Origin of the sequence: Nocardia veterana NBRC 100344, assembly GCF_000308855.1 — a bacterium.
GTDB classification, from domain to species: Bacteria; Actinomycetota; Actinomycetes; order Mycobacteriales; family Mycobacteriaceae; genus Nocardia; species Nocardia veterana.
The window spans coordinates 41,343-66,660 of record NZ_BAGM01000073.1 but is presented as its reverse complement, the minus strand read 5'-3'; the positions used below and the strand labels follow the sequence as shown (position 1 = coordinate 66,660).

Annotated in this window: 21 protein-coding genes and 1 pseudogene; 17 read left to right on the top strand and 5 right to left on the bottom strand. The window is 68.5% G+C overall.

The features are described from left to right. Positions 1 to 4: 4 nt before the first annotated feature. From ON37_RS12605 to ON37_RS12550, 13 genes and pseudogenes are all read left to right on the top strand, one after another. Complete coding sequence (locus ON37_RS12605; protein ID WP_245553185.1) at positions 5 to 631, top strand: NADH-quinone oxidoreductase subunit C; 627 nt, start codon at positions 5 to 7, stop codon at positions 629 to 631. Then, on the top strand, positions 631 to 1,962 hold the full coding sequence (gene nuoD / locus ON37_RS12600; RefSeq protein ID WP_051031519.1) for an NADH dehydrogenase (quinone) subunit D: 1,332 nt from the start codon (positions 631 to 633) through the stop codon (positions 1,960 to 1,962). The genes ON37_RS12605 and nuoD overlap by 1 nt, the downstream gene beginning before the upstream one ends. After that, on the top strand, positions 1,959 to 2,717 hold the full coding sequence (gene nuoE, locus ON37_RS12595; RefSeq protein WP_040719269.1) for an NADH-quinone oxidoreductase subunit NuoE: 759 nt from the start codon (positions 1,959 to 1,961) through the stop codon (positions 2,715 to 2,717). Before nuoD ends, nuoE begins: the two co-directional genes overlap by 4 nt. After that, on the top strand, positions 2,717 to 4,063 hold the full coding sequence (gene nuoF / locus ON37_RS12590) for an NADH-quinone oxidoreductase subunit NuoF (RefSeq protein ID WP_040719268.1): 1,347 nt from the start codon (positions 2,717 to 2,719) through the stop codon (positions 4,061 to 4,063). The genes nuoE and nuoF overlap by 1 nt, the downstream gene beginning before the upstream one ends. Beyond that, positions 4,060 to 6,525, top strand: coding sequence for an NADH-quinone oxidoreductase subunit G (locus ON37_RS12585; protein ID WP_083892951.1), 2,466 nt, complete (start codon positions 4,060 to 4,062; stop codon positions 6,523 to 6,525). The genes nuoF and ON37_RS12585 overlap by 4 nt, the downstream gene beginning before the upstream one ends. Continuing rightward, positions 6,518 to 7,753 (top strand): annotated as a pseudogene (gene nuoH / locus ON37_RS31745) (NADH-quinone oxidoreductase subunit NuoH); the annotation flags it as partial. The gene ON37_RS12585 and the pseudogene nuoH, both read left to right, overlap by 8 nt. Continuing rightward, positions 7,736 to 8,398 carry an NADH-quinone oxidoreductase subunit NuoI gene (gene nuoI / locus ON37_RS34130; RefSeq protein WP_245553184.1) on the top strand — a complete coding sequence of 221 codons (663 nt, stop codon included), beginning with the start codon at positions 7,736 to 7,738 and terminating at the stop codon, positions 8,396 to 8,398. The pseudogene nuoH and the gene nuoI, both read left to right, overlap by 18 nt. Next, positions 8,395 to 9,240 carry an NADH-quinone oxidoreductase subunit J gene (locus ON37_RS12575; RefSeq protein ID WP_040719266.1) on the top strand — a complete coding sequence of 282 codons (846 nt, stop codon included), beginning with the start codon at positions 8,395 to 8,397 and terminating at the stop codon, positions 9,238 to 9,240. The genes nuoI and ON37_RS12575 overlap by 4 nt, the downstream gene beginning before the upstream one ends. Positions 9,241 to 9,255: 15 nt before the next feature. After that, positions 9,256 to 9,555, top strand: a complete 300-nt coding sequence (nuoK, locus tag ON37_RS12570; RefSeq protein WP_040719265.1) for an NADH-quinone oxidoreductase subunit NuoK — start codon at positions 9,256 to 9,258, stop codon at positions 9,553 to 9,555. A gap of 1 nt (position 9,556) precedes the next feature. Then, a complete protein-coding gene (nuoL, locus tag ON37_RS12565; RefSeq protein ID WP_040719263.1) occupies positions 9,557 to 11,482 on the top strand; it encodes an NADH-quinone oxidoreductase subunit L in 1,926 nt (641 codons plus the stop codon). Continuing rightward, complete coding sequence (locus tag ON37_RS12560; RefSeq protein ID WP_040719262.1) at positions 11,479 to 13,128, top strand: NADH-quinone oxidoreductase subunit M; 1,650 nt, start codon at positions 11,479 to 11,481, stop codon at positions 13,126 to 13,128. The genes nuoL and ON37_RS12560 overlap by 4 nt, the downstream gene beginning before the upstream one ends. Further along, the gene (gene nuoN, locus ON37_RS12555; RefSeq protein WP_040719261.1) at positions 13,125 to 14,750 is read left to right on the top strand and encodes an NADH-quinone oxidoreductase subunit NuoN; all 1,626 of its coding nucleotides are present in this window, start codon (positions 13,125 to 13,127) and stop codon (positions 14,748 to 14,750) included. The genes ON37_RS12560 and nuoN overlap by 4 nt, the downstream gene beginning before the upstream one ends. A gap of 211 nt (positions 14,751 to 14,961) precedes the next feature. Further along, entirely contained in the window at positions 14,962 to 15,786 is an 825-nt protein-coding gene (locus ON37_RS12550; protein ID WP_040719260.1) for a cyclase family protein, read from the top strand. Between the two features lie 210 nt (positions 15,787 to 15,996). Here the strand turns inward: ON37_RS12550 and ON37_RS12545 are convergent, their stop codons facing one another. Together ON37_RS12545 and ON37_RS12540 are read right to left on the bottom strand one after the other, a co-directional pair. Next, positions 15,997 to 16,938: an alpha/beta hydrolase gene (locus ON37_RS12545; protein ID WP_083892941.1), complete on the bottom strand. Its 942-nt coding sequence runs from the start codon at positions 16,936 to 16,938 to the stop codon at positions 15,997 to 15,999. Continuing rightward, the gene (locus ON37_RS12540) at positions 16,935 to 18,140 is read right to left on the bottom strand and encodes a cytochrome P450 (protein WP_040719259.1); all 1,206 of its coding nucleotides are present in this window, start codon (positions 18,138 to 18,140) and stop codon (positions 16,935 to 16,937) included. The genes ON37_RS12545 and ON37_RS12540 overlap by 4 nt, the downstream gene beginning before the upstream one ends. A 70-nt stretch (positions 18,141 to 18,210) precedes the next feature. Here ON37_RS12540 and ON37_RS30950 point away from each other — a divergent pair, with 70 nt between their 5' ends. The 3 genes from ON37_RS30950 to ON37_RS12525 all read left to right on the top strand — a co-directional run bounded on the left by ON37_RS30950 (position 18,211) and on the right by ON37_RS12525 (position 21,478). Beyond that, the gene (locus tag ON37_RS30950; RefSeq protein ID WP_051031518.1) at positions 18,211 to 18,846 is read left to right on the top strand and encodes a TetR/AcrR family transcriptional regulator; all 636 of its coding nucleotides are present in this window, start codon (positions 18,211 to 18,213) and stop codon (positions 18,844 to 18,846) included. Positions 18,847 to 19,287: 441 nt separating this feature from the next. After that, entirely contained in the window at positions 19,288 to 20,337 is a 1,050-nt protein-coding gene (locus ON37_RS12530; RefSeq protein WP_040719257.1) for a Rieske 2Fe-2S domain-containing protein, read from the top strand. 55 nt (positions 20,338 to 20,392) lie between these two features. Then, on the top strand, positions 20,393 to 21,478 hold the full coding sequence (locus ON37_RS12525) for an NAD(P)H-dependent amine dehydrogenase family protein (protein WP_040719256.1): 1,086 nt from the start codon (positions 20,393 to 20,395) through the stop codon (positions 21,476 to 21,478). Between the two features lie 3 nt (positions 21,479 to 21,481). On the opposite strand, the gene ON37_RS12520 is transcribed toward ON37_RS12525, so the two are convergent. The 3 genes from ON37_RS12520 to ON37_RS12510 all read right to left on the bottom strand — a co-directional run bounded on the left by ON37_RS12520 (position 21,482) and on the right by ON37_RS12510 (position 23,463). Continuing rightward, positions 21,482 to 22,075 carry a TetR/AcrR family transcriptional regulator gene (locus tag ON37_RS12520; protein WP_040719254.1) on the bottom strand — a complete coding sequence of 198 codons (594 nt, stop codon included), beginning with the start codon at positions 22,073 to 22,075 and terminating at the stop codon, positions 21,482 to 21,484. 191 nt (positions 22,076 to 22,266) lie between these two features. After that, positions 22,267 to 22,827 carry a maltokinase N-terminal cap-like domain-containing protein gene (locus ON37_RS12515; protein ID WP_040719253.1) on the bottom strand — a complete coding sequence of 187 codons (561 nt, stop codon included), beginning with the start codon at positions 22,825 to 22,827 and terminating at the stop codon, positions 22,267 to 22,269. A gap of 9 nt (positions 22,828 to 22,836) precedes the next feature. Continuing rightward, a complete protein-coding gene (locus tag ON37_RS12510; protein WP_040719252.1) occupies positions 22,837 to 23,463 on the bottom strand; it encodes an HdeD family acid-resistance protein in 627 nt (208 codons plus the stop codon). A gap of 181 nt (positions 23,464 to 23,644) precedes the next feature. Here ON37_RS12510 and ON37_RS12505 point away from each other — a divergent pair, with 181 nt between their 5' ends. Continuing rightward, positions 23,645 to 24,958, top strand: coding sequence for a cytochrome P450 (locus tag ON37_RS12505; RefSeq protein ID WP_040719251.1), 1,314 nt, complete (start codon positions 23,645 to 23,647; stop codon positions 24,956 to 24,958). Positions 24,959 to 25,318 lie beyond the last annotated feature (360 nt).

Here is a 25,318-nt window from a genome sequence, read left to right as displayed (position 1 = left end):
CGGCATGTTCGGCGTGACCGGCACCGGCGACACCTCCGGATACGGACGTCTGGTCCGCACGGTCAGCCTGCCCGGGAGTACGCCGCCGCCGTACGGATCCTATTTCGACGACCTGGTCCTCGCGCTGCGAAAGGCACTGGGCGAGAAGGTCTTCGGTGCCGCGATCGAGAAGATCGTGGTCTTCGCCGGGGAATTGACCCTGCACGTGCGCCGCGAGCGGGTGCTGGAGACGGCCCGGGCGCTGCGCGACGATCCGGCCCTGCGCTTCGAACTCTGTCTGGGCGTCGACGGCGTGCACTATCCCGACGACACCGGCCGGGAACTGCACGCCTGCTACCACCTGCTGTCGATCACCCACAATCGGCGCGTGCGAGTCGAGGTGTCGGTGCCCGACGCGGACCCGCATCTGCCCTCACTGTTCTCGGTGTATCCGACCACCGATTGGCACGAACGCGAGACCTACGACTTCTTCGGCATCGTCTTCGACGGGCACCCGTCGTTGACCCGGATCATGATGCCCGACGACTGGCGCGGACATCCGCAACGCAAGGACTACCCGCTCGGCGGGATCCCGGTGGAGTACAAGGGCGCGCGCATACCGCCGCCGGACCAGCGGAGGGCCTACAGCTGATGAACCACACCGACACCACCCACGCCGCCTCCGACCCCGGCGCCGAAACCCCCGCGGTGACCGTCGTCGGCCAGGATTGGGACGATGTGCGCGACGCGCTCGACGGCGCCGCCGAGGAACGCATCGTCGTCAACATGGGCCCGCAGCACCCGTCGACCCACGGCGTGCTCCGGCTGATCCTCGAGATCGAGGGCGAAACCGTCACCGAGGCGCGCTGCGGAATCGGCTACCTGCACACCGGAATCGAGAAGAACCTCGAATTCCGCACCTGGGTGCAGGGCGTCACGTTCGTCACCCGGATGGACTACCTGTCGCCGCTGTTCAACGAAACCGCCTATTGCCTGGCGGTGGAGAAGCTGCTGGGAATCACGGACGAGATCCCCGAGCGGGTCAACATCATCCGGGTCATGCTGATGGAGCTGAACCGCATCTCCTCCCATCTGGTGGCGCTGGCCACGGGCGGTATGGAGCTGGGGGCGCTGACCCCGATGCTGTTCGGTTTCCGCGAACGTGAATTGATCCTCGACATCTTCGAAAACATCACCGGTCTGCGGATGAACCACGCCTACATCCGCCCGGGCGGGCTGGCGCAGGACCTGCCGGACGACGCGGTCGGCAAGATCCGGGATCTGCTGGCGCTCATGCCGAAACGCCTGCGCGATATGGAACTGCTGCTGAACGAGAATCCCATCTTCAAGGCCCGCACCCGGGGCATCGGTTATCTCGATCTGGCCGGGTGTATGGCGCTGGGTGTGACCGGCCCGGTGCTGCGTTCCACCGGCCTGCCGCACGACCTGCGCAAATCGCAACCCTACTGCGGTTACGAGACCTACGAATTCGACGTGATGACCGACACCGGCTGCGACTGCTACGGCCGCTACCTGATCCGGATCAAGGAGATGAAGGAGTCGCTGAAGATCGTCGAACAGTGCCTGGACCGATTGCGGCCGGGCCCGATCATGGTGGCGGACAAGAAGATCGCCTGGCCCGCGGATCTGAAACTCGGGCCCGACGGCCTCGGCAATTCGGCCGAGCACATCGGCCACATCATGGGCACCTCGATGGAAGCGCTGATCCATCACTTCAAACTCGTCACCGAAGGGATGCGGGTGCCTCCCGGGCAGGTGTACGTGTCGGTGGAGTCGCCGCGGGGCGAACTGGGCGTCCATCTGGTGTCCGCCGGCGGAACCCGGCCCCACCGGGTGCACTTCCGCGATCCCTCGTTCACGAATCTGCAGGCCGTGGCCGCGATGTGCGAGGGCGGCATGGTCGCCGACGTCATCGCGTCGGTGGCCAGCATCGACCCGGTGATGGGTGGTGTGGACCGATGACAGCCGAACCGATACCGGCCGCGGCCGAGCGGGATCCGATCCTGCTGCAACTGTCGAAACGACCGGTTCCCTACCCGCCGCAGGTGCAGCAGAGCCTGCGCGAAGAAGCCCGCCTGATCATCGATCGCTATCCGCAGCCGCGGTCGGCACTGCTGCCGCTGCTGCATCTGGTGCAAAGCGTCGAAGGGTACGTCACCGGTACCGGAATCGCGTTCTGCGCAGAACAACTCGGGCTCACCGACGCCGAGGTGACCGCGGTCGCCACCTTCTACTCGATGTACCGGCGCACCCCGACCGGCGACTATCACGTCGGGGTCTGCACGAACACGCTCTGCGCCGTGATGGGCGGGGACGAAATCCTCGCCGCCCTCGCCCGTCACCTGGAAATCGCCGCCGGCGAAACCACACCGGACGGGACGATCACCCTGGACCACCTCGAGTGCAACGCGGCCTGCGATTACGCGCCGGTCGTCATGGTGAACTGGGAGTTCTTCGACAACCAGACGCCCGAATCGGCCCGCCGGCTCGCCGACGCACTGCGTGCCGGCCTCGAGGTCACCGGGACCCGCAGCGGGGCGCCGCTGTGTACCTTCCGCGAAACCGCCCGCATCCTCGCCGGATTCCCGGACCGGCGGCCGGAGGCGAACGACGGCCGTCCCGGCGAACCCACCCTGGCGGGCCTGCGGGCGACCGGTGAGCAGGCCGAAAGTGTTACCGCTCAGCAGGATTCGAGCAGCGAGCAGGGGGATCGGTGATGACGCTGACGCCCGTACTCACCCGCTACTGGGATCAGCCCCGATCGTGGACGCTCGACAGCTACCGGGCGCACGACGGTTACCGGGCCCTGTCACACGCATTGGGGATGCATCCGGACGAGGTCATCGCGACGGTCAAGGATGCGGGGCTGCGCGGTCGCGGCGGAGCCGGATTCCCCACCGGCATGAAGTGGGGCTTCATCCCGCAGGATCCGGCCGGATCACCGGCCGCCGGCAAACCGCACTACCTGGTGGTCAACGCCGACGAATCCGAACCCGGCACCTGCAAGGACATCCCGCTGATGATGGCGACACCGCACGCGCTGATCGAGGGCGCGATCATCGCCGCCTACGCCATCCGCGCGGCGCACGCCTTCATCTATCTGCGCGGCGAGGTGGTGCCGGTGCTGCGGCGGTTGCAGACAGCGGTCGAAGAAGCCTATGCCGCAGGCTATCTGGGCCGCGACATCCTGAGTTCCGGATTCGATCTCGAACTGATCGTGCACGCGGGGGCGGGCGCCTACATCTGCGGCGAGGAAACCGCGCTGCTGGATTCGCTCGAAGGCCGACGCGGCCAACCCCGGCTCCGCCCGCCCTTCCCCGCCGTGGCCGGTCTGTACGCATGCCCGACCGTGGTCAACAACGTGGAGTCGATCGCCTCCGTTCCGGCCATCCTGCACAACGGCGTCGAATGGTTCCGGTCGATGGGTTCGGAGAAGTCGCCGGGCTTCACCCTGTACTCGCTGTCGGGACATGTCACCCGGCCCGGACAGTACGAGGCGCCGCTCGGTGTGACACTGCGCGAACTGCTCGGTCACGCCGGCGGCGTACGAGCCGGCCACACGCTCAAATTCTGGACGCCCGGCGGCTCCTCCACGCCCCTGTTCACCGCCGAGCACCTCGATGTGCCGCTGGACTACGAGAACGTCGCCGCCGCCGGATCCATGTTGGGCACCAAGGCCTTACAGATCTTCGACGACACCACGTGCGTCGTGCGCGCGGTCCTGCGCTGGACCGAGTTCTACGCCCACGAATCGTGCGGGAAATGCACGCCCTGCCGGGAGGGCACCTACTGGCTGGTGCAGTTGCTGCAGCGACTCGAATCCGGGGGCGGTACCGAAGCCGACCTCGGCACGCTGCTCGATATCGCCGACAACATCAACGGGAAATCGTTCTGCGCCCTCGGCGACGGCGCGGCGAGCCCGATCGTCTCCTCGCTCCGGCACTTCCGCGACGAATACGAAGACCACATCCGGCTGGGCCGATGCCCGTTCGATCCCGCTCGCTCCACCGCCTGGGCCGCGCCGGCGGCCGCGGACGCGACGCCTGCCGAAGGAGTGCGATGACCGCGACAGTCAGCCACGACAGCAGTGGCGTCGTTCCCCAGGACCTGGTGACCGTGACCATCGACGGCGCCACCGTCGCGGTGCCGCCCGGGACGCTACTGATCCGGGCCGCGGAGCTGGCCGGCATCCAGATCCCCCGATTCTGCGACCATCCGCTGCTCGACCCGGTCGGGGCCTGCCGGCAGTGCCTGGTCGAAGTGGAAGGACAGCGCAAACCCGTCGCATCCTGCACGATGGCGGTCACCGACGGCATGGTCGCCCACACTCAGATCAGTTCGCCGGCGGCGCAGCGGGCCCAGGCCGGGGTGATGGAGCTGCTGCTGATCAACCATCCGCTGGATTGCCCGGTCTGTGACAAAGGCGGTGAATGCCCGCTGCAGAACCAGGCGATGTCCAGTGGCCGCCCCGAGTCTCGGTTCGAGGGCGTGAAACGCACCTACCCCAAACCGATTCCGCTGTCCTCGGCGGTGCTGCTGGATCGGGAACGGTGCGTGCTGTGCGCCCGCTGCACCCGATTCTCCCAGCAGATCGCCGGTGATCCGTTCATCGAGTTGATGGACCGCGGCGCGCTGCAGCAGGTCGGTATCGCCGAGGGTGAGCCGCTGGATTCCTACTTCTCCGGCAACACGGTGCAGATCTGCCCGGTGGGCGCGCTCACCGGAACCAGCTACCGCTTCCGGGCCCGGCCCTTCGATCTGGTGTCGAGTCCGGCCGTGTGCGAACACTGCGCCGCCGGTTGCGCCCAGCGCACGGACCATCGCCGCGGAAAAGTACTGCGCCGTTTGGCCGGTGACGATCCGCAGGTGAACGAGGAATGGAACTGCGACAAGGGACGCTGGGCGTTCACCTACGCCACCGAGCCGGACCGCCTGACCACCCCGCTGGTGCGCGAGAACGGGGAGCTGGTCCCGGCATCGTGGCCCGAGGCGCTGGCTCGCGCAGCGGCCGGTCTGACCGCGGCACGGGGCAACGCCGGTGTCCTGGTCGGTGGGCGAGCCACCGAAGAGGACGCCTACGCGTACGCCAAATTCGCACGAATCGCGTTGGCCACCAACGATATCGACTTCCGTGCGCGCGCCCACTCGGTCGAGGAGGCGGACTTCCTGGCGGCCGCCGTCGCCGGCCGCGGCATCGGAGTGGACTACGCCGCGGTCGAATCCGCGCCCGTGGTGCTGCTCGCCGGCCTCGATCCCGAGGACGAATGCCCGATCCTGTCGTTGCGACTGCGCAAAGCCGCCCGGAAATCCGGGACCGTGATCTACTCCCTGGCCGCCTATGCGTCGCGGGGACTGCGCCGGATGTCGGGACGGCTCATCCCCACCGTGCCCGGCGACGAGGCGCGATTGCTCCGCGCGCTGGCGGTATCCGGCGCGGGATACGAATGTCCGCCCGAGCCACCCGGGCTCGACGAACTCGCCCGCGCCCTGCGCCGCCCGGGTGCGGTGGTGCTCGCCGGGGAACGGCTCGCCGCCCTGCCGGGCGCGCTGTCGGCGGTGTGCGCGCTGGCCGACAACACCGGCGCCGCCACCGCCTGGGTGCCGCGCCGCGCCGGCGAACGAGGGGCGATCGAGGCCGGAGCCATGCCGAATCTGCTTCCCGGCGGCCGACCGGTCACCAACGCCCGGGCGCGAAAACAAGTGGAACAGCTCTGGCAGGCCGGGGAACTGCCCGCCACGCCCGGCCGCGACACCGGTGCCATTCTCGACGCGCGCCGGCACCTCGGCGCGCTGCTGATCGGTGGCGTCGAGATCGCCGATCTGCCCGATCCCCGGGGTGCGGTGGCCGCGGTGGAGGCCGCCGGATTCGTGGTGAGCCTGGAACTGCGGCACAGCGCGATCACCGAACGCGCCGATGTGGTCTTCCCGGTCGCCTCCGCCATGGAGAAGGCGGGCACGTACCGCACCTGGGAGGGACGGGCCCGGCCCTTCGACGCGGCGCTCGCCGACGCCACCGTGCGGCGACAGGCCGCGCCGCTGGCCGACCACCGGGTCCTGCATTCACTGGCCGACGAGATGGGTGTTCGGCTGAACCTGCCCACCGTCGAATCGGCCCGCGCGGAACTGCGGACGCTCGGCACCTGGGACGGGCCGCGCCCGCAGCCGCCCACCGCCCCGGCGCCGGTCCTGCCGGACACCGAGACCGGAACCGCGATCCTCGCCGGTTGGCGGATGTTGCTCGACAACGGCCGGATGCAGGACGGCGAGCCGAACCTGGCCGGTACGGCCCGGCCGCCGGTGGTGCGCCTCGCCGCCGCCACCGCGGCCGAGATCGGCGCCGCCACCGGCGATCTCGTGCGCATCAGCACCGGGCACGGACGGGTCGTGCTGCCCCTCGAGATCACCGATATGCCCGAGCGCGTCGCGTGGCTGCCCTGGAATTCGCCGGGTGCGGCGGTCAACGAACAACTCAGCACCGCCCTCGGCCACCGCGTGCGCATCCAACGGGAGGACCACCATGAGTGAGCTGTCGCCGTACGCCGCGGCCGATCTGTCCGCCTTCGGGCACGACCCGTGGTGGCTGGTGATCGTGAAATCCATCGGGGTCTTCGTCTTCCTGCTGCTCATCCCGCTGCTGGCGGTGATCATCGAACGCAAGGTGGTGGCCTGGATGCAGATGCGGGTCGGCCCCAACCGGGTCGGGCCGCGCGGATCGCTGCAGTCCATCGCCGACGGCGTGAAGATGCTCCTCAAGGAGGACATCGTCCCGGCGATGGTCGACAAGCCGATCTACATTCTGGCGCCGGTGATTTCGCTCATCCCCGCGGTGATGGCGTTCGCGGTGATCCCGCTCGGGCCCGAGGTGTCGATCTTCGGCACCCGCACCCCGCTGCAACTGACCGATATGCCGGTCGGCGTCCTCTACATCCTCGCGATGGCCTCGATCGGCGTGTACGGCATCGTGCTCGCGGGATGGTCGTCGGGATCGACCTACCCGCTGCTGGGCGGCCTCCGCTCCACCGCACAGGTGATCTCCTACGAAATCGCGATGGCGGCCTGTTTCGCGGCGGTCTTCCTGCTGGCGGGCACCATGTCGACCTCCGGCATCGTCGAACGGCAGTGGGGCACCTGGAATGTGTGGCTGTTGCTGCCCTCGTTCCTCATCTACGCGGTCGCGATGGTCGGTGAAACCAACCGTGCCCCGTTCGATCTCCCCGAGGCCGAGGGGGAACTGGTCGGTGGCTTCCACACCGAGTATTCGTCGCTGAAATTCGCGATGTTCATGATGGCCGAATACATCAACATGGGTACGGTTTCGGCGCTGGCGACCACCCTGTTCTTCGGCGGCTGGCATGCGCCCTTCCCGATCAATCTGTGGGACGGCGCCAATTCGGGCTGGTGGCCGCTGCTGTGGTTCACGCTCAAGATCTGGACGTTCCTGTTCGTCTTCATCTGGTTGCGCGGCACCCTGCCGCGGCTGCGTTACGACCAGTTCATGAACCTCGGCTGGAAACTGCTGATCCCGGTCTCGCTGCTGTGGGTGATGGTGGTCGCGACGCTGAAGGTGATCCAGGACGACGGCCACGATGTGCAGACCGCCGGGCTGGTCGTCGCCGGCGTGGTGATCTCGGTCGGACTGGTGGCGGTCATGCTGCGGGCCGGACATGCCGGCGACGACCGGTCTGCACCGGAACCGACTGCGGCACAACAGTTCTCGGGTTTCCCGGTCCCACCGATGCCGGACACCGCGCCACCGGCCGGGTCGAAACCCGGTCTGCTGGAACCGATCGCCGGATTCTGGGTCACGTTCGTCACCATGTTCAAGAAGAAGAACACCGAGTTCTATCCGGAACAGAAGGTGCCCACCGCCCCGCGCTACCACGGCCGCCATCAGCTCAACCGGCATCCCGACGGGTTGGAGAAGTGCATCGGCTGTGAGCTGTGCGCCTGGGCCTGCCCTGCCGACGCGATCTACGTCGAGGGCGCCGACAACACCGACAGTGAGCGCTACTCCCCCGGCGAACGCTACGGCCGCGTCTACCAGATCAATTATTTGCGCTGCATCGGCTGCGGGCTGTGTATCGAAGCGTGCCCGACCCGCGCGCTGACGATGACGAACGAGTACGAGCTCGCCGACGACAACCGCGCCGACCTCATCTACGAGAAGGACAGGCTGCTCGCTCCGCTCACCGATGGCATGCTCGCCCCGCCGCATCCGGCCTACCCGGGCGCCACCGAGGCCGACTATTACCTGGGCGCTGTCCCCGCGGCGCCGGGCACCGAGCGCGACACCGGCCTCCATCGCCCCGGCACGCCGGATACCGCCGCCGGATCCGACACCGCCGGCCGGGAGGACACCGGCCGCGAACCGGCGGCCGCGACGGGAGGTGCGCGATGAGCTCGGCGACCATCCTCGAGGCCGCGGCGGCCACACGCACCTCGACCGGGGAGGCGGTGCTGTTCTGGATCCTCGCCGTCATCGCCGTGGCCGGTGCGCTCGGCATGGTGTGTGCCCGCAAGGCCGTACACTCGGCCCTGTGCCTGGCGGCGACGATGATCACCCTGTCGGTGTTCTACATCGCCCAGGACGCGCTGTTCCTCGGCGTGGTGCAGATCGTGGTCTACACCGGCGCGGTCATGATGCTGTTCCTGTTCGTCCTGATGCTGGTCGGCGTCGATTCGGCCGAATCGCTGCGCGAAACGCTGCGCGGCCACCGCATCGCCGTGACCGTGGTCGGAATCGGCTTCGGCCTGCTGCTGATCGCGGCGATCGCCCGCGGCATGCGCGATGACTCGGTGGCGGCCACCGGGCCCGGATTCGGCGCGGACCCGATCGCCGCACTCGCTGAACTGATCTTCGTCCGCTACGTCTGGGCATTCGAACTCACCGGTGCACTGCTCATCACCGCGACCATCGGTGCGATGGTGCTCGCGCACCGGGAGCGGTTCGGCCCGCACGCGGGACAGCGGGAGCGATCCGAACGCCGGGTCCGCGAGGGCCATCGGGTCACCCCGCTTCCGACCCCCGGGGTGTACGCCCGCCACAACGCCGTCGACGTGCCGGCTCGGCTTCCCGACGGCTCGTTCGCCGAGCTGTCGGTCAGCACCGTCCTGCGACACCGTCGCCGCCGCGCCCACACCGAGGCGGCGGTGATCGGGATGCGAAACGGTGAGGGCGACAACGATTCCCGGCCCGACGGCGCGACTGCCGGCGCCGACAACGACTCCACGCACGGTTGAGAGGAAGGCTCCGCGGTGAATCCGGACAACTACCTGTATCTGTCCGCCCTGCTGTTCACCATCGGCGCGGCCGGGGTGCTGGTGCGGCGCAACGCGATCGTGGTGTTCATGTGCATCGAGCTGATGCTCAATGCCGTGAACCTCGCCTTCGTCACCTTCGCCCGCGAACATCACAATCTCGACGGCCAGGTGTTCGCGTTCTTCACGATGGTCGTCGCCGCCGCCGAAGTGGTGGTCGGGCTGGCGATCATCATGACCATTTTCCGCACCCGCCGTTCGACCTCGGTCGACGACGCCAACCTGCTGAAGTACTGACGTGGATACCGGGAATCTGCTCTGGCTGCTGCCGGCCCTCCCCGCCGCCGGAGCGCTGATCCTGCTGCTGGCCGGTCGAACGACCGACCGCTGGGGGCACTGGCTGGGCTGTGCCACCGCCTTCGCCTCGTTCGGCGTCGCGGGCTGGGCGTTCGTGGCGATGCTCGGGCGTTCGACGGCCGACCGGCCGATCGCGCACAATTTCTTCAGCTGGGTGCCGGTCGCCGGCCTGCAGGCCGAATTCGCCCTGCAGCTCGATCAATTGACGATGTGCTTCGTCCTGCTCATCACCGGCGTGGGCGCGCTGATCCACCTCTATTCGGTCGGCTACATGGCGCCCCGGGACGGGACGGACGATGACTACACCGATCGGGGCAGGCGGCGCTTCTTCGCCTACCTCAACCTGTTCCTGGCCGCGATGCTGGTGCTGGTCATGGCCGACAACTATTTGGTGCTCTATCTCGGCTGGGAAGGCGTCGGCCTGGCGTCGTACCTGCTGATCGGTTTCTGGTACCGGAAACCGTCCGCGGCCGCCGCGGCCAAGAAGGCGTTCGTGGTCAACCGGGTCGGCGATATGGGTTTGGCGATCGCACTGTTCATCATGTTCGCCACGTTCGGCTCGGTCGATTTCGGCCGGGTCTTCGCCGGTGTCCCGCACACCGGGGAGGGCACGCTCACCGTGCTCGGGCTGCTGTTGCTGCTCGGCGCCTGCGGCAAATCCGCGCAGGTACCGCTGCAGTCGTGGCTCGGGGACGCGATGGAGGGCCCCACTCCGGTGTCGGCCCTCATCCACGCCGCCACGATGGTGACCGCGGGCGTCTATCTGATCGCGCGCTCCGGCGCGATTTTCGACGCCGCCTCCGGCGCCCGTGCGGGTGTGCTGGTGGTCGGCGCGGTGACGCTGTTGTTCGGTGCCGTGATCGGTTGCGCGAAGGACGACATCAAGAAGGCGCTGGCGGCCTCGACCATGAGCCAGATCGGCTACATGGTGCTGGCCGCCGGATTGGGTCCGGCCGGTTATGCGGTGGCGATCATGCACCTGCTCACCCACGGCTTCTTCAAGGCCGGGCTGTTCCTCGGCGCCGGATCGGTCATGCACGCGATGAACGACGAGACCGATATGCGCCGCTACGGCGGGCTGCGCCGGTACCTGCCGATCACGTTCGTCACCTTCGGCCTGGGATATCTGGCGATCATCGGGGTGCCGCCGTTCGCCGGATTCTTCTCCAAGGACCGGATCATCGAGGCCGCCTTCGGGTACGGCGGCGCAACCGGGATCACGCTGGGCGCGGCCGCGCTGTTGGGCGCCGGGATCACCGCGTTCTACATGACCCGCGTGATGCTGCTGACCTTCTTCGGTGAAAAACGCTGGACCGCAAACGATCCCGAACCGCATCCGCACGAGGCGCCGATGTCGATGACCGCGCCGATGATCGTGCTCGCGCTCGGATCGGTGTTCTCCGGCGGGGTCTTCGTCTTCGGTTCCTCGCTGCAGAACTGGCTCGCACCGGTCGTCGGCACCGAACACGGTGAAGGCTCGGTTCCCGCCTGGGTGGTCACCTTGGCCGCACTCGGGGTGGTGGCGGTCGGCATCGTCGTCGCCTACCGCCGGTACGCGGTCCGGCCGGTGCCGCGCACCGCCCCCGCCGAGGTGACCCCGCTGACCGCGGCAGCACGCCGCGATCTCTACGGCGACGCGTTCAACGAGGCCGTGTTCATGCGGCCCGGCACCTATCTGACCAGATCGCTGGTGTTCCTCGACAACCGCGGTATCGACGGCCTCGTCAATACCACCGCGGCCGTGATCGGCGGGCTCTCGGCCCGGATCCGCCGGGTGCAGACCGGTTTCGTGCGTTCGTATGCCCTGTCCATGTTCACCGGCGCGGCCCTGGTGGTCGCGGCCCTGCTGGCGGTGAGGTTGCTGTGACGGACTATCCCTGGCTGACCACCCTGTGGGTGCTGCCCCTCGCCGGGGCCGTGGTCGTGCTGCTGGTTCCGCCCGGCCGGCGCACTGCCGCCCGCGCGACCGGCCTGATCGCGGCGCTGGCCACCCTCGCGATCGCGATCGTGGTGGCCGTGCGCTTCGATCCGGGCGGGCCGCAGTATCAACTCGTCGAATCGCACCGGTGGATACCGGCTTTCGGCGCCGGCTACACCCTCGGTGTCGACGGCATCGCGCTGGTTCTGCTGCTGTTGACCGCCGCGCTGGTGCCGCTGCTCATCCTGGCCGGCTGGCAGGACGACCGTGCGGCGGGAACGGGACGGCGGGTCGCCCATATCTACGTGGCGCTGACGTTGATCGTCGAATCTATGGTGCTGATCTCGTTCGTCTCGCTCGACATTCTGCTGTTCTACGTGTTCTTCGAGGTCATGCTGATCCCGATGTACTTCCTGATCGGCGGATTCGGTCCGCGCACGACCGGCGGCGAGTCGGCGGCGGCGGAACTGGCGCTGCGGCAGCAGCGTTCGCGGGCGGCGGTGAAATTCCTGCTGTACAACCTGTTCGGCGGACTGATCATGCTCGCCGCGGTGATCGGGCTGTACGTGCTCACCGCGCGCGAACATCTCGGCGGCACCGGCGGCACCTTCGACTTCCGGGCGGTCAGCGCGGCCGCCAACTTCGGGCAACTGGGCGCCGGGCCGGCCGTCCTCAATGCCCTGTTCCTCGGCTTCATGTTCGCCTTCGCGGTGAAGGCGCCGTTGTGGCCGCTGCACACCTGGCTGCCCGGAGCCGCGGTGTCGGCGACACCGGCCAGCGCGGTGCTGATGATGGCCGTGGTCGACAAGGTCGGGACATTCGGAATGCTGCGCTACTGCCTGCTGCTGTTCCCGGCCGCATCCACCACCTATGCGCCGCTGATCAGTGTGCTGGCGGTGATCGGCATCCTCTACGGCGCGCTGCTGGCCATCGGCCAGACCGATGTGATGCGCCTGATCGCCTACACCTCGATCTCGCATTTCGGCTTCATCATTCTCGGTATCTTCGCGATGACGAATCAGGGCGGCGCCGGCGCCACGCTCTACATGGTCAACCACGGCATCTCGACGGCCGCGCTGTTCCTCATCGCCGGATTCCTGGTCTCGCGCCGCGGCACCCGGGTCATCGCCGAGTTCGGTGGGGTGCAGAAGGTGGCGCCGGTGCTGGCGGGCACGTTCCTGATCGCGGGTCTGGCCACCCTCTCCCTGCCCGGGCTCGCCCCGTTCGTCAGTGAATTCCTGGTCCTGGTGGGCACATTCACCCGGTATCCGGTCGCGGCGGTCTTCGCCACCGGCGCCCTGGTCCTGGCCGCGCTCTACGTCCTGTGGCTCTATCAGCGAATGATGACCGGCCCGGTACGCCCGGGTAACGAGCGGCTGCCGGATCTGTTGCCGCGAGAACTGCTGGTGGTGGTGCCGTTGCTGGCGGCGCTGCTGTTCCTGGGCGCCTATCCGAAACCGGTGCTGGACCGGATCAATCCGGCGGTGGCCGGCACCTTGACCACGATCGGCAAACACGACCCGGCCCCCACCGTGCCCCCGGATGCGGCGACGCTACCGGCCGCCACGAACCCGAGCGGAGGTAACCACCGGTGAATCAGCTTCTGGCGGCGACGGTTCCGGCTCCGTCGATCGAATATCACGCGCTCGCACCGATGCTCATCGTCTTCGGCGTCGCTGTCGTCGGTGTGCTCGTGGAGGCGTTCGCACCGCGATCGTGGCGATATCCGCTGCACCTGATCCTCGCACTGGGCGGATCCGTGGCGGCGCTGGCGGCGGTGATCGCCCTGGCCGGCACGCACGCCACCGTCGCCGTCGGCGCGGTTGCCGTCGACAACGTGACATTGATGCTGCAAGGCACCATCCTCGTGGTCACGATCCTGGCGATCGGCCTGATGGCCGAACGCGGAATCGAACCGCGCCTGAGCCGGACCGGTCGCGAGGGTCCCGGAACCTGGAGCCGCGCCGCCGCGGCGGCCTCCGGCGCGGTCGTCATCGACGGCTTCACCCCGCAGGCGGCGGCCGTGCCCGGCAGTTCCGACGAAATCGCCGCCGCGCGTGCCGGTATCGCGACGACAGAGGTTTTCCCGCTCGCGCTGTTCGCCGTCGGCGGGATGATGTTGTTTCCGGCCGCCAACGATCTGCTGGCGATGTTCGTCGCCCTCGAGGTGCTGTCGTTGCCGCTGTATCTGCTGTGCGGATTGGCGCGGCGCCGGCGCCTGCTGTCACAGGAAGCGGCACTGAAGTACTTTCTGCTGGGCGCCTTCGCCTCGGCGTTCTTCCTCTACGGCATGGCCCTGCTCTACGGCTATGCGGGCACCGTCCGGCTCTCCGGCATCGCGGACGCGGTCGCCCGCGACTCCGGATCGAAAACCCTTGCCGTACTCGGTGTCGCGATGCTCGTGGTCGGGATGCTGTTCAAAATCGGCGCCGTTCCGTTCCAATCCTGGGTGCCGGATGTGTACCAGGGCGCTCCCACAGCGGTCACCGCCTTCATGGCCGCAGCCACCAAGATCGCCGCGGTCGGCGCGCTGCTGCGGATTCTGCAGGTCGCGGTGCCGGGCCTCAGCGCTGAGTGGCGGCCGATCCTCGGTGCGGTCGCGGTGGCGACGATGGTGCTCGGCGCCGTTCTCGCCGTTACCCAGACCGATGTGAAGCGGATGCTCGCCTACTCCTCCATCGCTCACGCCGGATTCATCCTGACCGCGTTGGTGGCCGCGAATTCCGACGGTGTGTCGTCGGTGCTGTTCTATCTGGCCGCCTACGGGGTGAGCACGGTCGGCGGTTTCGCCGTCGTGACTCTGGTGCGGGATCGGGTGGGTGACGAGGCGACCGCCCTGTCGGCCTGGGCGGGTCTCGGGCGCCGATCACCGTGGCTGGCAACGGTTTTCGCACTGTTTCTGCTGTCCTTCGCGGGTATTCCGCTGACCAGCGGATTCGTCGGGAAGTTCGCGGTGTTCTCCGCGGCCGCCGCCGGGCACGCCGCCTATCTGGTGATCGTCGGCGTGATCTCCAGTGCGATCGCGGTGTTCTTCTACATCCGCGTCATCGTGCAGATGTTCTTCACCGATCCGCCCGACGAGCCGCCGACGGTGGTGACGGCTCCGCTGACAACGGTGGTTATCGCGATCTCCGGTGCGGTGACGCTGGCGCTGGGTGTCGCACCCCAACCGTTGCTGGATCTGGCGAATCGGGCGGTCGGATTCGTCGCCGGATGACGGCGGCGCTCCGCACGACCGCACCGGTTCCGGCGAACGGTGCGGCGAAGTCCCGGCGCGGCACCTAGGATCGAGCGGGCAACGACTTCCGCGCACAGGACGGGTGCCATGACCGACAGCGCCGTACAGGTGGATCGATCCGAACCGGCTATCGGCCGCCGGTCCGACCAACGGGTCGGCGCCCCCGCCCGCAAGAGCTGACGGCCGCGACGTGTGTGCTCCTCGCATAGTCCAATTCGCCCACGACAGCGGCGATTCCGCGCTGCGGCCGTCGCGGCGCGCGCTGTCGGGCGCCGCGGGTCTGGCCGCGCTCGCGGTGGCCGCCGCCGCGCCGGCGACGGGGACGCGCAGCGGTTCGGTGGTCGACCTCACCCACTCCCTCGGTCCGAATACGCCGGTCTGGCCGGGTAATCCGCAGTTCGCGATGATCCCGGTGGCCTGGCACGCGCTGGGCGGATTCGATCAGAACTCGATCACGCTGTGGGAACACACCGGCACCCATCTCGACGCACCCCTGCACCGCACGCCGGGCGGTGCGTCGGTCGACCAACTGTCGATGACCGATCTGGTGGCGCCGCTGGTCGTTCTGGATATCAGCGCGAAGGCCGCCTTCGATGTCGATGCCACGGTGACCGTCGACGATGTCGACGCGTTCGAGCGGATCTACGGCCGTATCCCGCAACGCGCGTTCGTCGCCATGTACTCCGGATGGGAGCGTCGCCTGATCGATCCGGCGGCCTTCGTCAATCTCGATCACCAGGGCACGCCGCATGCACCCGGATTCTCCGTGGAGGCGGCGGAATATCTTGTCACACAACGAGATATCGTCGGGGTCGGAGTCGACACCCTCAGTCTCGACGGCGCGGCCGGGCACGATTTCGGCGCACACACCGCGGTGTTGGGGGCCGGCCGCTACGGCGTGGAGATGGTCGCGAATCTGCACGCCGTGCCGCCGACCGGGGCCACCGTCGTGGTCGGCGGCACCCGGCCTATCGGCGGCACCGGTGGCCCGTGCCGCGTCCTGGCGTTGACCTGAGCCCTGCCTCAGCTCGTGGCGGAACGCGTCTCCCATGGGATCGACGGACCGATTTCGGGTCCCCTGGTGTCCACCGAATGTGGGGCGGATATGACGTAATGTGCCGGCAGAGCAGGGTATTCGTGTTCGGGTTGCCCGGGCGGATGGTTGGCGCTCGGCCCGGTTGCCGATGAGAACTGTCTGCGGCGGGGGCACCACCCGTCCCCCGGCTCACCGGGGTGGTGTCGTCACGGCGGTCCGGATCGTGTTCAGGGCGTTGCCCCGCAGCTCACGGCTGATCGTGGTGGCGGGTGCGACGGTGTCGAAGCCGTGGAAGGCGCCGGGTACGACGGTGAGCCGGCTGTCGACCTCTGCGGCGGTCAGGGCCTGGTGGTAGCGGGTGTTCTGGGCGTGAAGCAGGTCCAGATCGCCCACGGTGATCCACGCCGGGGCCAGCCCGGCGAGGTTGTCGCGGTGGGCGGGCACCGCGTGGACGGGGTCGGCGCCGGCGAGATAGCTGTCCCAGGCGAAGGCGTTGCTGCGCGGTCCCCAGAGGCGATGCCAGGTGCCGGTGCCCGGCAGCGGAGTGTGGTCGAGCATGGGATAGAGGAGCAGTTGCAGTATCGGGGCCACGGGTCCGTGGTCGCGGGTGTACGCGGCGAGTGCGGCGGCGAGGCCGCCGCCGGCGCTGGCCCCGGCGAGGATGATGCGTCCGGAATCGACACCGGGCCGGTCGGCGAGCCAGTGCAGGGCGCGGTGGCAGTCGTGCAGGGCCGCGGGATAGGGATGTTCGGGGGCGAGGCGGTAGTCCACGGACGCGACGAGTACTCCGGTACGGGTGGCGATCCGGTGGCACCAGCGGTCGTCTTGCGCGGCGGTGCCGAAGACGAAGCCGCCGCCGTGGATCCACAGCAGCGCCGGGCCCGGCACCCGGGAGCCGGTGTCGCCGAAAACGCGGACCCGCGCACCGTCGCCGAGATCGACGACTACGGCGGCGGGATGCGGGCGAGTGCGCGCGGCGAGGCGGCGCATCAGCGGCAACGTGTGGGGGCCGACGGTTTCGTGGGGTAGTGCCACCGCGTAGGGCCGCAGGTCGCGGTGGTAGCGCCGATACTGGCGGAACCGGACGACCGGGTTCGAGCGGATGGCCGGTGGGTTCGCTGTACCGGTCATGCCGGGGTGAGTGACAGGTTCAGGTGCGCCAGGCGACGCACGATCAGGCTGGGGACGTAGGTGGGTTCGGGGCGGCTCAGCGAGACGCCGGCGGTGGCGGCGAGTAGTGCCCGCACGGCCTGGGTGGTTTCCTTGCGGGCGAGGTGGGCGCCGAGGCAGAAGTGGATGCCGCGGCCGAAGCTGTGATGCATTTTCGGCTGGGCACGGTCGAGGTCGACGCGGTCGGGGTGGTCGAAGACTCGGGGGTCGCGGTTGGAGGCGCCCCACATCAGCATCAGTCGCGCGCCCGGTTCGAGGCGGACACCGGCCAGCCGGGTGGGTGCGGTGGTGACGCGGAAATGACCGCGAAACGGGCTCTCGATGCGCACCGCTTCCTCCACCAGCGCACCGATGCGGTCGGGTTCGGCGCGCAGGGCGGCTTGTAGTTGCGGATCGTCGGCCAGCAGCCGTACCGCGGTGCCGAGCAGGCTCGCGGTCGATTCCGCGCCCGCGGTCACCAGCTGCACCAGTAGCATCGCGCCCTGATCACGGGTCAGGCTTCCCGACGCGACCGCCGCGGCGACGCTGCCCAGCACCCCCGTGTCCTGTCCCGGCCGGGCCTGGTCGAGACGCTCGCCCAGATACCGGGCGAATTCGAGCACCGCGAGCGCGGCCTGTCCGGCGCGTTCGGGACTTGCGACCCCGGAGACCAGATCGATCGCCGCGTCCGACCAGTCGGCGAGGCGCTGATGGTCTTCGCGCGGCAGTCCGATCAGTTCGCCGATCACCTGTACCGGGACCCGGTGGGCGACCGTGGCCATCCAGTCACCACCGCCGGCGGCGACCAGCCGGGCTACCGCCGGGCTGACCGCGGCGTCGATCAGCTCGGTCGTCTCGGCCACCGCACGTGGGCTGAACCGCGACATCACCAGAGCCCGTTGCGCGGTATGCGTGGGCGGATCCGCGGTCGCCAGCACGTCCACTCCGGCCCCGGCCTCGGCCACCGACACCGTCGCCGACCCCGACGCCGCCGACAGCACCGCGACCAGATTGCTCGAATAGGTCCGCGGATCGGCCAGCACGGTGCGGATCGCGTCGAACCCGAGCACCACATATACCTGCTGAGCAGGCAGATAATGCACGTCCCCGGCGCCACGCAGCTGCTCGAGCAGCGGATACGGATCCTGCAGTGCCTCGGCGCAGAACAGATCGGGAACAGTCATCGCAACCAGCCTTTCACACGTTGTATAACACGTTATACAACGTGTTCTCACTCTGCGGTACCCTCGAACGGTGGTCGACGACACTGCTGCCCTCCTGCGCGCGTCCCGCGATTCCCTGCGCGTGGTCCGCGAATTCGGTCCCGCCGAACGCGCGCGCCGCGCCGAGATCGCCGCGGTCGCACGCGCGATGGCCTCCCAGCACGGCTACAAGGGCGTCACGATCCGCGAGGTCGCCGCCCAGGCGGGCACCACTCCGGTCACGGTGTACCGCTACTTCGGCTCCAAGGACGGCCTGATCCAGCACCTCATGGCGGACTGGGCGCTGGACACCCTCGACCGTCTCGCCCGGCTGCCGGTCGACCCCGCCGCCGAGCCCGCCGACCGGATCGCAGCCGCGTTCGCCCAGTTGATCGAGTGGGCCGCCGAGGACCGCAACCTGCTGCAAGCCGGCATGAACTCCGTGCACTCCGGCGACGGTTCCGGCATCCGGGTCTGGCGGCCGCTGTTCACCGAACTCGTCCGCGCCGCCCTCGCCGACCCGACCTGGACCGACGAGCACGACCGAGCCCTGGTCCTCGGCCACGTCCTGACCACCTGCCTGCTCGACCTGACCACCAACCCCGCAGACATCACCGACATCCGCCGTACCATCGCCCGCGCGGCAGAGCTGATCTTCGCCGCCCCCACCCCGAACCTCCGCCCCTAGTTCGGTACCGGGCGACGCACCGCCGCACACCGGGGACGGCGGACCGAACATCACCTTCTGCGGCGCGACCGAGTGTCGACATCGACGCCGAACTCGCCCGGTGCGTGGAGATCTCGCTCAGTTGTCGAGGTAGGCGACACCAGCCGCCGACGAGCCCTGTCGATCGCGTCGTCGAGGCCGCCCGTATGCCGAGAAACTCGCTCGGCGGTGATGCCGCGCACGGCGGCTGGGATCGGCGTCGCGCGCATGTGTCGATGGCCGAAGACGCGGGGCGGCACAGACCGGTAGCCGCCGCGTACTCCCCGCGCTGACCTGGGCAAAGCAAGTTTCAACGAGCCCTCTTGCATTCTTTCGAAGAGGGTTCTATCGTCGTTTTCGCCGGGCGTGGAACCGACGGGCCCGCGCCGACACGGACAGCCCGCGAAGACGTGGAGGATCGAGATGGCCAAACCACCGCTGTCGATGGAGCCGACGGGATGGTTCCAAGTCGCGTGGTGCACCGAGATCGAGGTCGGTGCGGTGCACAGGATGAAGTACTTCGGGCGCGAGATGGTGGCGTGGCGATCGGCCGCCGGCGCCCTCGCGGTCTTCGACGCCTACTGCGAGCACCTCGGTGCGCACCTGGGCTACGGCGGGCAGGTTCAGGGCGAGAACCTGGTGTGCCCGTTCCACGGCTGGGAGTGGAACCGCGAGGGCCGCAACGTGTGCATCCCCTACGAGTCCCACCCGAACAAGGGCCGGCGGATCCGCAGCTACCCCGTCGTCGAACGCAACGAGGCGGTGTGGATCTGGTACGACACCTCGGGCCGGCCACCGTATTTCGAGGTGCCGGACATATTCGAAGCGTTCGGTGACGGCAAGACCGCCGCGGACTACTACCCGCCGGTGCCTGCCGCGACATTGTTCCGGCCGGGCCTGGAACTGCATCCGCAATACGTGATGGAGAACGGCGTCGACTTCGCGCACTTCAAGGTGGTGCACAAGACGCCGTTCGTGCCGGAGTTCACCCGGCACGATTTCTCCGGGCCGGTGTCCTACGTCGATTTCACCATCGCCTTCGACGAGGACATCGCCGAGGACCAGGTCAACAGTGGTGTGGAATCGATCAACGCCGGCTTGGGCTGTTCGATCACCAAGAGCTGGGGCATGGTCGACCACCGCACCATGCCCGCGGTGACACCGGTCGACGAATATACCTCCGATGTGCGCTTCACCGTGTGGATCGGCCGCAAGCCCGGCGACGAACGCCCCGAGATCGGCCGCTACGGCACGACCATGGCCGGTTTCGTGATCGAGCAGTTCGAAGCCGACCTCCGCATCTGGGCGCATCAGCGCTACTCCGATCCGCCCGCCCTGTCGCAGAAGGAATTCAAGGGCTTCAAGGCGCTGCGCGAATGGGCCGTGCAGTTCTACCCCGACGGCGGCCCCGCGGGCACCGACCCACACCGACCCGACAGCGACACCGTACGCCCGGCGCCCACCACCGCCTGAACCTCACCGCACCCAGCACGGACGCGAAAACGTCACAGCCAGAAAGGCATTGCGCATGAGTACCTCCGACAAGATCCGGGTATTCCAGGTCGCCACCGGCAACCTCGGCACCGAGATGATCGGCCGCATCCGCAACCACCCCGACCTCGAACTGGTCGGGCTGCACTGCTATTCGCCGGACAAGATCGGACGCGACGCGGGCGAGATCGTCGGTCTGGGCCCGATCGGCGTGATCGCCACCGGCACGGTCGAGGAGATCATCGCCGCCCGCCCCGACGTGCTCACCTTCCACGGCGTGTTCCCCGACGAGGACCTCTACGAAAAAGTGCTCGAGGCCGGCATCGACGTGGTCACCACCGCGGACTGGATCACCGGCTTCCACCGCGACCGCAACCACTCGCATCCCTCGGGCCGCAAGGTCAGCGAGGTCATCCGAGCGGCCTGCGAGCGCGGCAATTCCACGTTCTACGGCACCGGCATGAATCCGGGACTGTGCCAGATCCTGGGCATCGTGCACACCGCCGACGTCGCCGATATCGAGAACGTCACCGTCACCGAATCCGTCGATGTGTCCTGCCATCACTCCGTGGACACCTGGAAGGCCGTCGGCTACGGCCGCCCGATCGACGATCCGACCATCCCCGATTCGCTTTACAAATACACCGCCGTCTTCGCGGATTCGGTCTACCTCATGGCCGACGCCTTCGGCCTGGAACTCGACGAGGTGACATTCAGCTACGAACTCGGCGCCTGCACCAAGGACGTCGACCTCGGCTGGTACTTCATGCCCAAAGGGTCACTGGGCGCCAACTACATCAAGTACCAAGGCATGGTCGACGGCGTCGCGCGGGTGGAGACCCACCTCGAATGGCAGATGACCCCGCACACCGACCCCGCGTGGAACATCAAGGGCTGCTACATCACCCAGGTCACCGGCGACCCCAACATCTACAGCAAGCACATGATCTTCCCACGCAAAGGCTTCGACCTGTCGAACCCGGAGAACTTCGCCTCCATCGGCATGACCGTCACCGGCCTGCCCGCCCTCAACGCCATCAAATCCGTCGTCGCCGCCCGGCCCGGCATCATCACCAGCGCCGATCTTCCCCTCCGCGGCTTCGCCGGCCGCTTCGCCATCTGACCGTCACGGTCTGCTGTCGGTCCGGTTGATCGTATCGGTGACGATGGCTTCGAGTTTCGAGGTGATCCGGTCGAGTGCTCGGGTGCTGTGTTCGACGCGGCACATGGCCACGCTGCCCTCCACCGCGGCGACGATCAGGGTGGCGACCTGCTCGGCGTCGGCCTGACCGGCGCCGTGTTCCCGTAGCGACGCGGTGAGCAGGTCCGTCCACTCCGAGAAGACGGCCGCGGCGGCCTCGTGCGGGGCTTGTTCGGTTTCGGGGAGGTCTTCGACGGCAACCGCCAGCACCGGGCACCCGGCCCGAAACCCGGTGTCCACCACGGTCTTTCGCCACAGGGACAGGAATGCGCGCAACCCCTCGACCGGTCCGCGTTCGAGCTCGCGGGTCAGGCGCGCGGTGGTGCGGTCGCCGGCGAAGGTGACGGCCTCGGCGGCCAGTTGGGTCTTGCCGCCGGGGAAGTAGTGATAGGTCGATCCCAGCGGGGCGTGGGCATGTTTGGCCAGCTCGCGCACGCTGGTGGCGTTGAGGCCGCGGCGCCGGATCATATCGGCCGCACCGGCCACGAGTTTGGTGCGCGAGTCCTGTGCTTCTGCCACGCCGTCTCCTGCCTATAACGGTCGTCATATCGTAGCGTGCGCCGGGAGATGGCTCCCCAGTGCTCAGGCGCCGTGGTCCGGTTCGAGCAGGCCGCGCTCGCGCAGAGGCGCCGCGAAGAGCGCGTCGCGACGCATCGAAGCGCCGTGAATGTCCGCATCCGCTCCCCCGGCGGCGCGGGACCGCCGCCGCGTCAGTTCCCGCTCGCCTCCAGGACCACCCCGTGCGCGGTCGCGCCGTTGTCGTCGGTCCATCTCACCCGAGCCCAACCGGATTCGGCTTCCGCGCTCATCCGGGGAATCCGGTTGACCCGCAGCGATATCGCGCTGCCGGTGACGACCGCGACGTCCACCGAGTCCGCGGGAGTGTCGCTGCGGTCCTGATCCTGCGCGGTGGCCGCACCGCTGAGCAGCGCCGACATCTGGGCGACGGCAACCGGGTCCAGGGCGCCGTCGTAGATCCACCGCGTGCCGAGCACGCCGTGTTCGGAGGTGCCGATCAGCGCCTGCTCACCGCCCGGCAGCGGTGCACCCCGATAGGTGAGGGGCACGTGATAGGCGGGGCGCCGCGGATCGGCGACATCGATGACGATCATGCATTCGATGCCGACTTCGCCGTCCGGATCATCGAGGCGGAAACCGCCGGCGCGGTGCAATGTCGGAGCGGTGCCGGTGAACCAGTCCCGCGTCGGCAGCCACGCCGTCAGCAGGTCGAGTTTGCCGGGTTCGAGGGTGGTGTGGTGGACGACGGCCATGCTGTGACCTTAATCCGCGGCCCGGGCGCGGGTCTCGGCGCGCGGGCCGAGCAGACCGCGTACACCGACCTGACCACCAGCGGAGACGGGACGGCGGACGCGCACGGCGAGACGGATCTCCATGGCGCCCAGCAGGATCAGGCACACTCCCACGAGCACCGACAGCGCCGCGATCGTATCGATCGGCCACACGACGACGATCAGCCCGGCCAGCAGGGTGGCCACTCCGTAGCCCTCGCGGCGCCCGGATTTCGGCAGATCCGGCGACCATGCGGCGACGATCGCCTGCACGATGCCGCGGATCATCCACCCCATCCCGACCCACATCGCCAGTAGCGCAACCCAGTCGCCACTGCGCATGCACCACAGAGCGAGCAGAATCGACAACAGCCCGCTCACGAATTCCACGGCCTTCAAACCCCCGCGGATGCGCGCCCGAAAAGCGACGGTGAACTGCCAGGCGGCGGTCCACAACAGGGTGACCCCGAGCAACAGCTCCGCTACGCGAACGGACTTATCGGGCCACACCAGCATGAGCACACCCGTTCCGATCGACGCGCACCCGATCGCACAGGCCATCTGCCAGGCGTCACCAGTGAAGACATCGGTGCGTCCGGCCACACGAAGGGTGGGCATAGCCCGATGATATGACCCGCGGCCACGGGCACCGCGCAATTTCGCCGCATCGGCCGGGCCGCCCACGCTAACGCTCAGCGGCCACGCACCGCGCACGCGGCCCTGGCCCGGCCGCCGAGGCCCGGTTACCGTGGTGGCAGACCGGATTTCGCCCGTGCCGCGGCCCGTCGGAAGGTAGCCCATGACCACTGTGTATCCGCCCGGTCCGCGGCTGCCGCGGGTGGTGCAGACACTGTTGCATGCGAAGTGGCGCGGATGGTTCGCCCGGGTCGCGGCGCGCCGGTACGGCGATGTCTACACCATGCGCATGATCGCACCGTATGCCGAACATCTGGTCGTGTTCTCGCGGCCGGAACATATTCGGGAGATCTTCGCCGGTGATCCGGCGGATCTGCACGCCGGTGAGGGCAATCGAGTACTCGGCCCGATCATGGGACAGCATTCGCTGCTGTTGACCGACGAGGACGAGCACGCCCGCGCCCGCCGCTTGCTGATGCCCGCGTTCACCGGCTCGGCATTGCGCGGTTATCGCGCCCTGGTGGCCTCGATCGCCAAGCAGCACGTGGACCGGTGGCGCCCGGGGACCACCCTCGCGACCCTGGAACGGATGAACGAGCTGACACTGGATGTGATCATGCAGGTCGTGTTCGGGGTCAGCGAACAACGGGGCCGCGAGGAGCTGGCACCACGCCTGCGATACCTCATCGACATCGGACCGCTGATCTTCCTCGGCTGGAAATGGCAGTGGCTGCAACGTATCGGGCCGTGGAAGCGCTTCGCCGACAACAAGAACGCGATCGATGCCCTGCTCTACGACGAGATCGCCCGCCGCCGCGCCCTTTCCGATCCGGGCGAACGGGCCGACGTGCTGTCCCGGCTGCTGGCGGTCGGCGCGGACGCCGGTGACACCCCACTCTCCGATGCCGAACTGCGGGATCAGCTGGTGACGTTGCTGCTGGCCGGTCATGAGACGACCGCGTCGGCGTTGTCGTGGGCGTTGTACGAGCTGGCCGCCGACCCGGCGGTGCAGGCCCGGGCCCGGCGCGCCGCCGCGGAGGGAGACGAGAAGTATCTGGAGGCGGTGCTCAAGGAGGCGATGCGCCGCCACACGGTCATCGGCGGCACGGTGCGTCGTCTGACGCGGGAGTTGACCATCGGCGGCTACCGGCTGCCCCGCGGCACGGTCGTGCAGACCTCGATCGTGTTGGCCCACGCCGACCCCGGCAACCACCCCGAACCCGAGACGTTCCGCCCGGAACGCTTTCTCGACGGCAGCGTCGCCGCTCATACCTGGCTGCCGTTCGGTGGCGGGGTGCGGCGCTGCATCGGCGCCGGCTTCTCCGTCATGGAGGGAACGGCGGTACTGGCCGAGGTGCTCACCCGATTCTCGTTGGCGCCGGCCCGGTCTCACGAAACCGGCCGCATCCGCAACATCACGCATATTCCCGCGCACGGAGCGCCGGTGCTGCTGCGGTCCGTCCCGGCGGCGCACTGAATTGTCCGTCGACCGCGGCGACGGCACCCGTTCCCGGCCTCGCGACGCGCAGAGCGCCACCGGCAGTGCGGTCGCTCCTCCGCGTCAGCGACGACGAATTCGCCGGTGCCCTATCGGAACACCGCGGCCGCACCGGCAACAGCCGCCCGGCCGCGGTTCGGAACTCGGTGCGAATCATGCGCGGTGAGCCGGCACCGGACATTCGCCCGTAGCCGCTGCCGCCGGGCGACCGGTGGATTTCGGGGCGCGGTTGATGTCGGAGTCGAGGCGACATCCCGTCCGTCCGCACCCGGGCGCGGTGATCTGTGATGCGGCGGCCACAATCGGGTGGACCGCAGTCCCCGACTACAGAGGTGATCA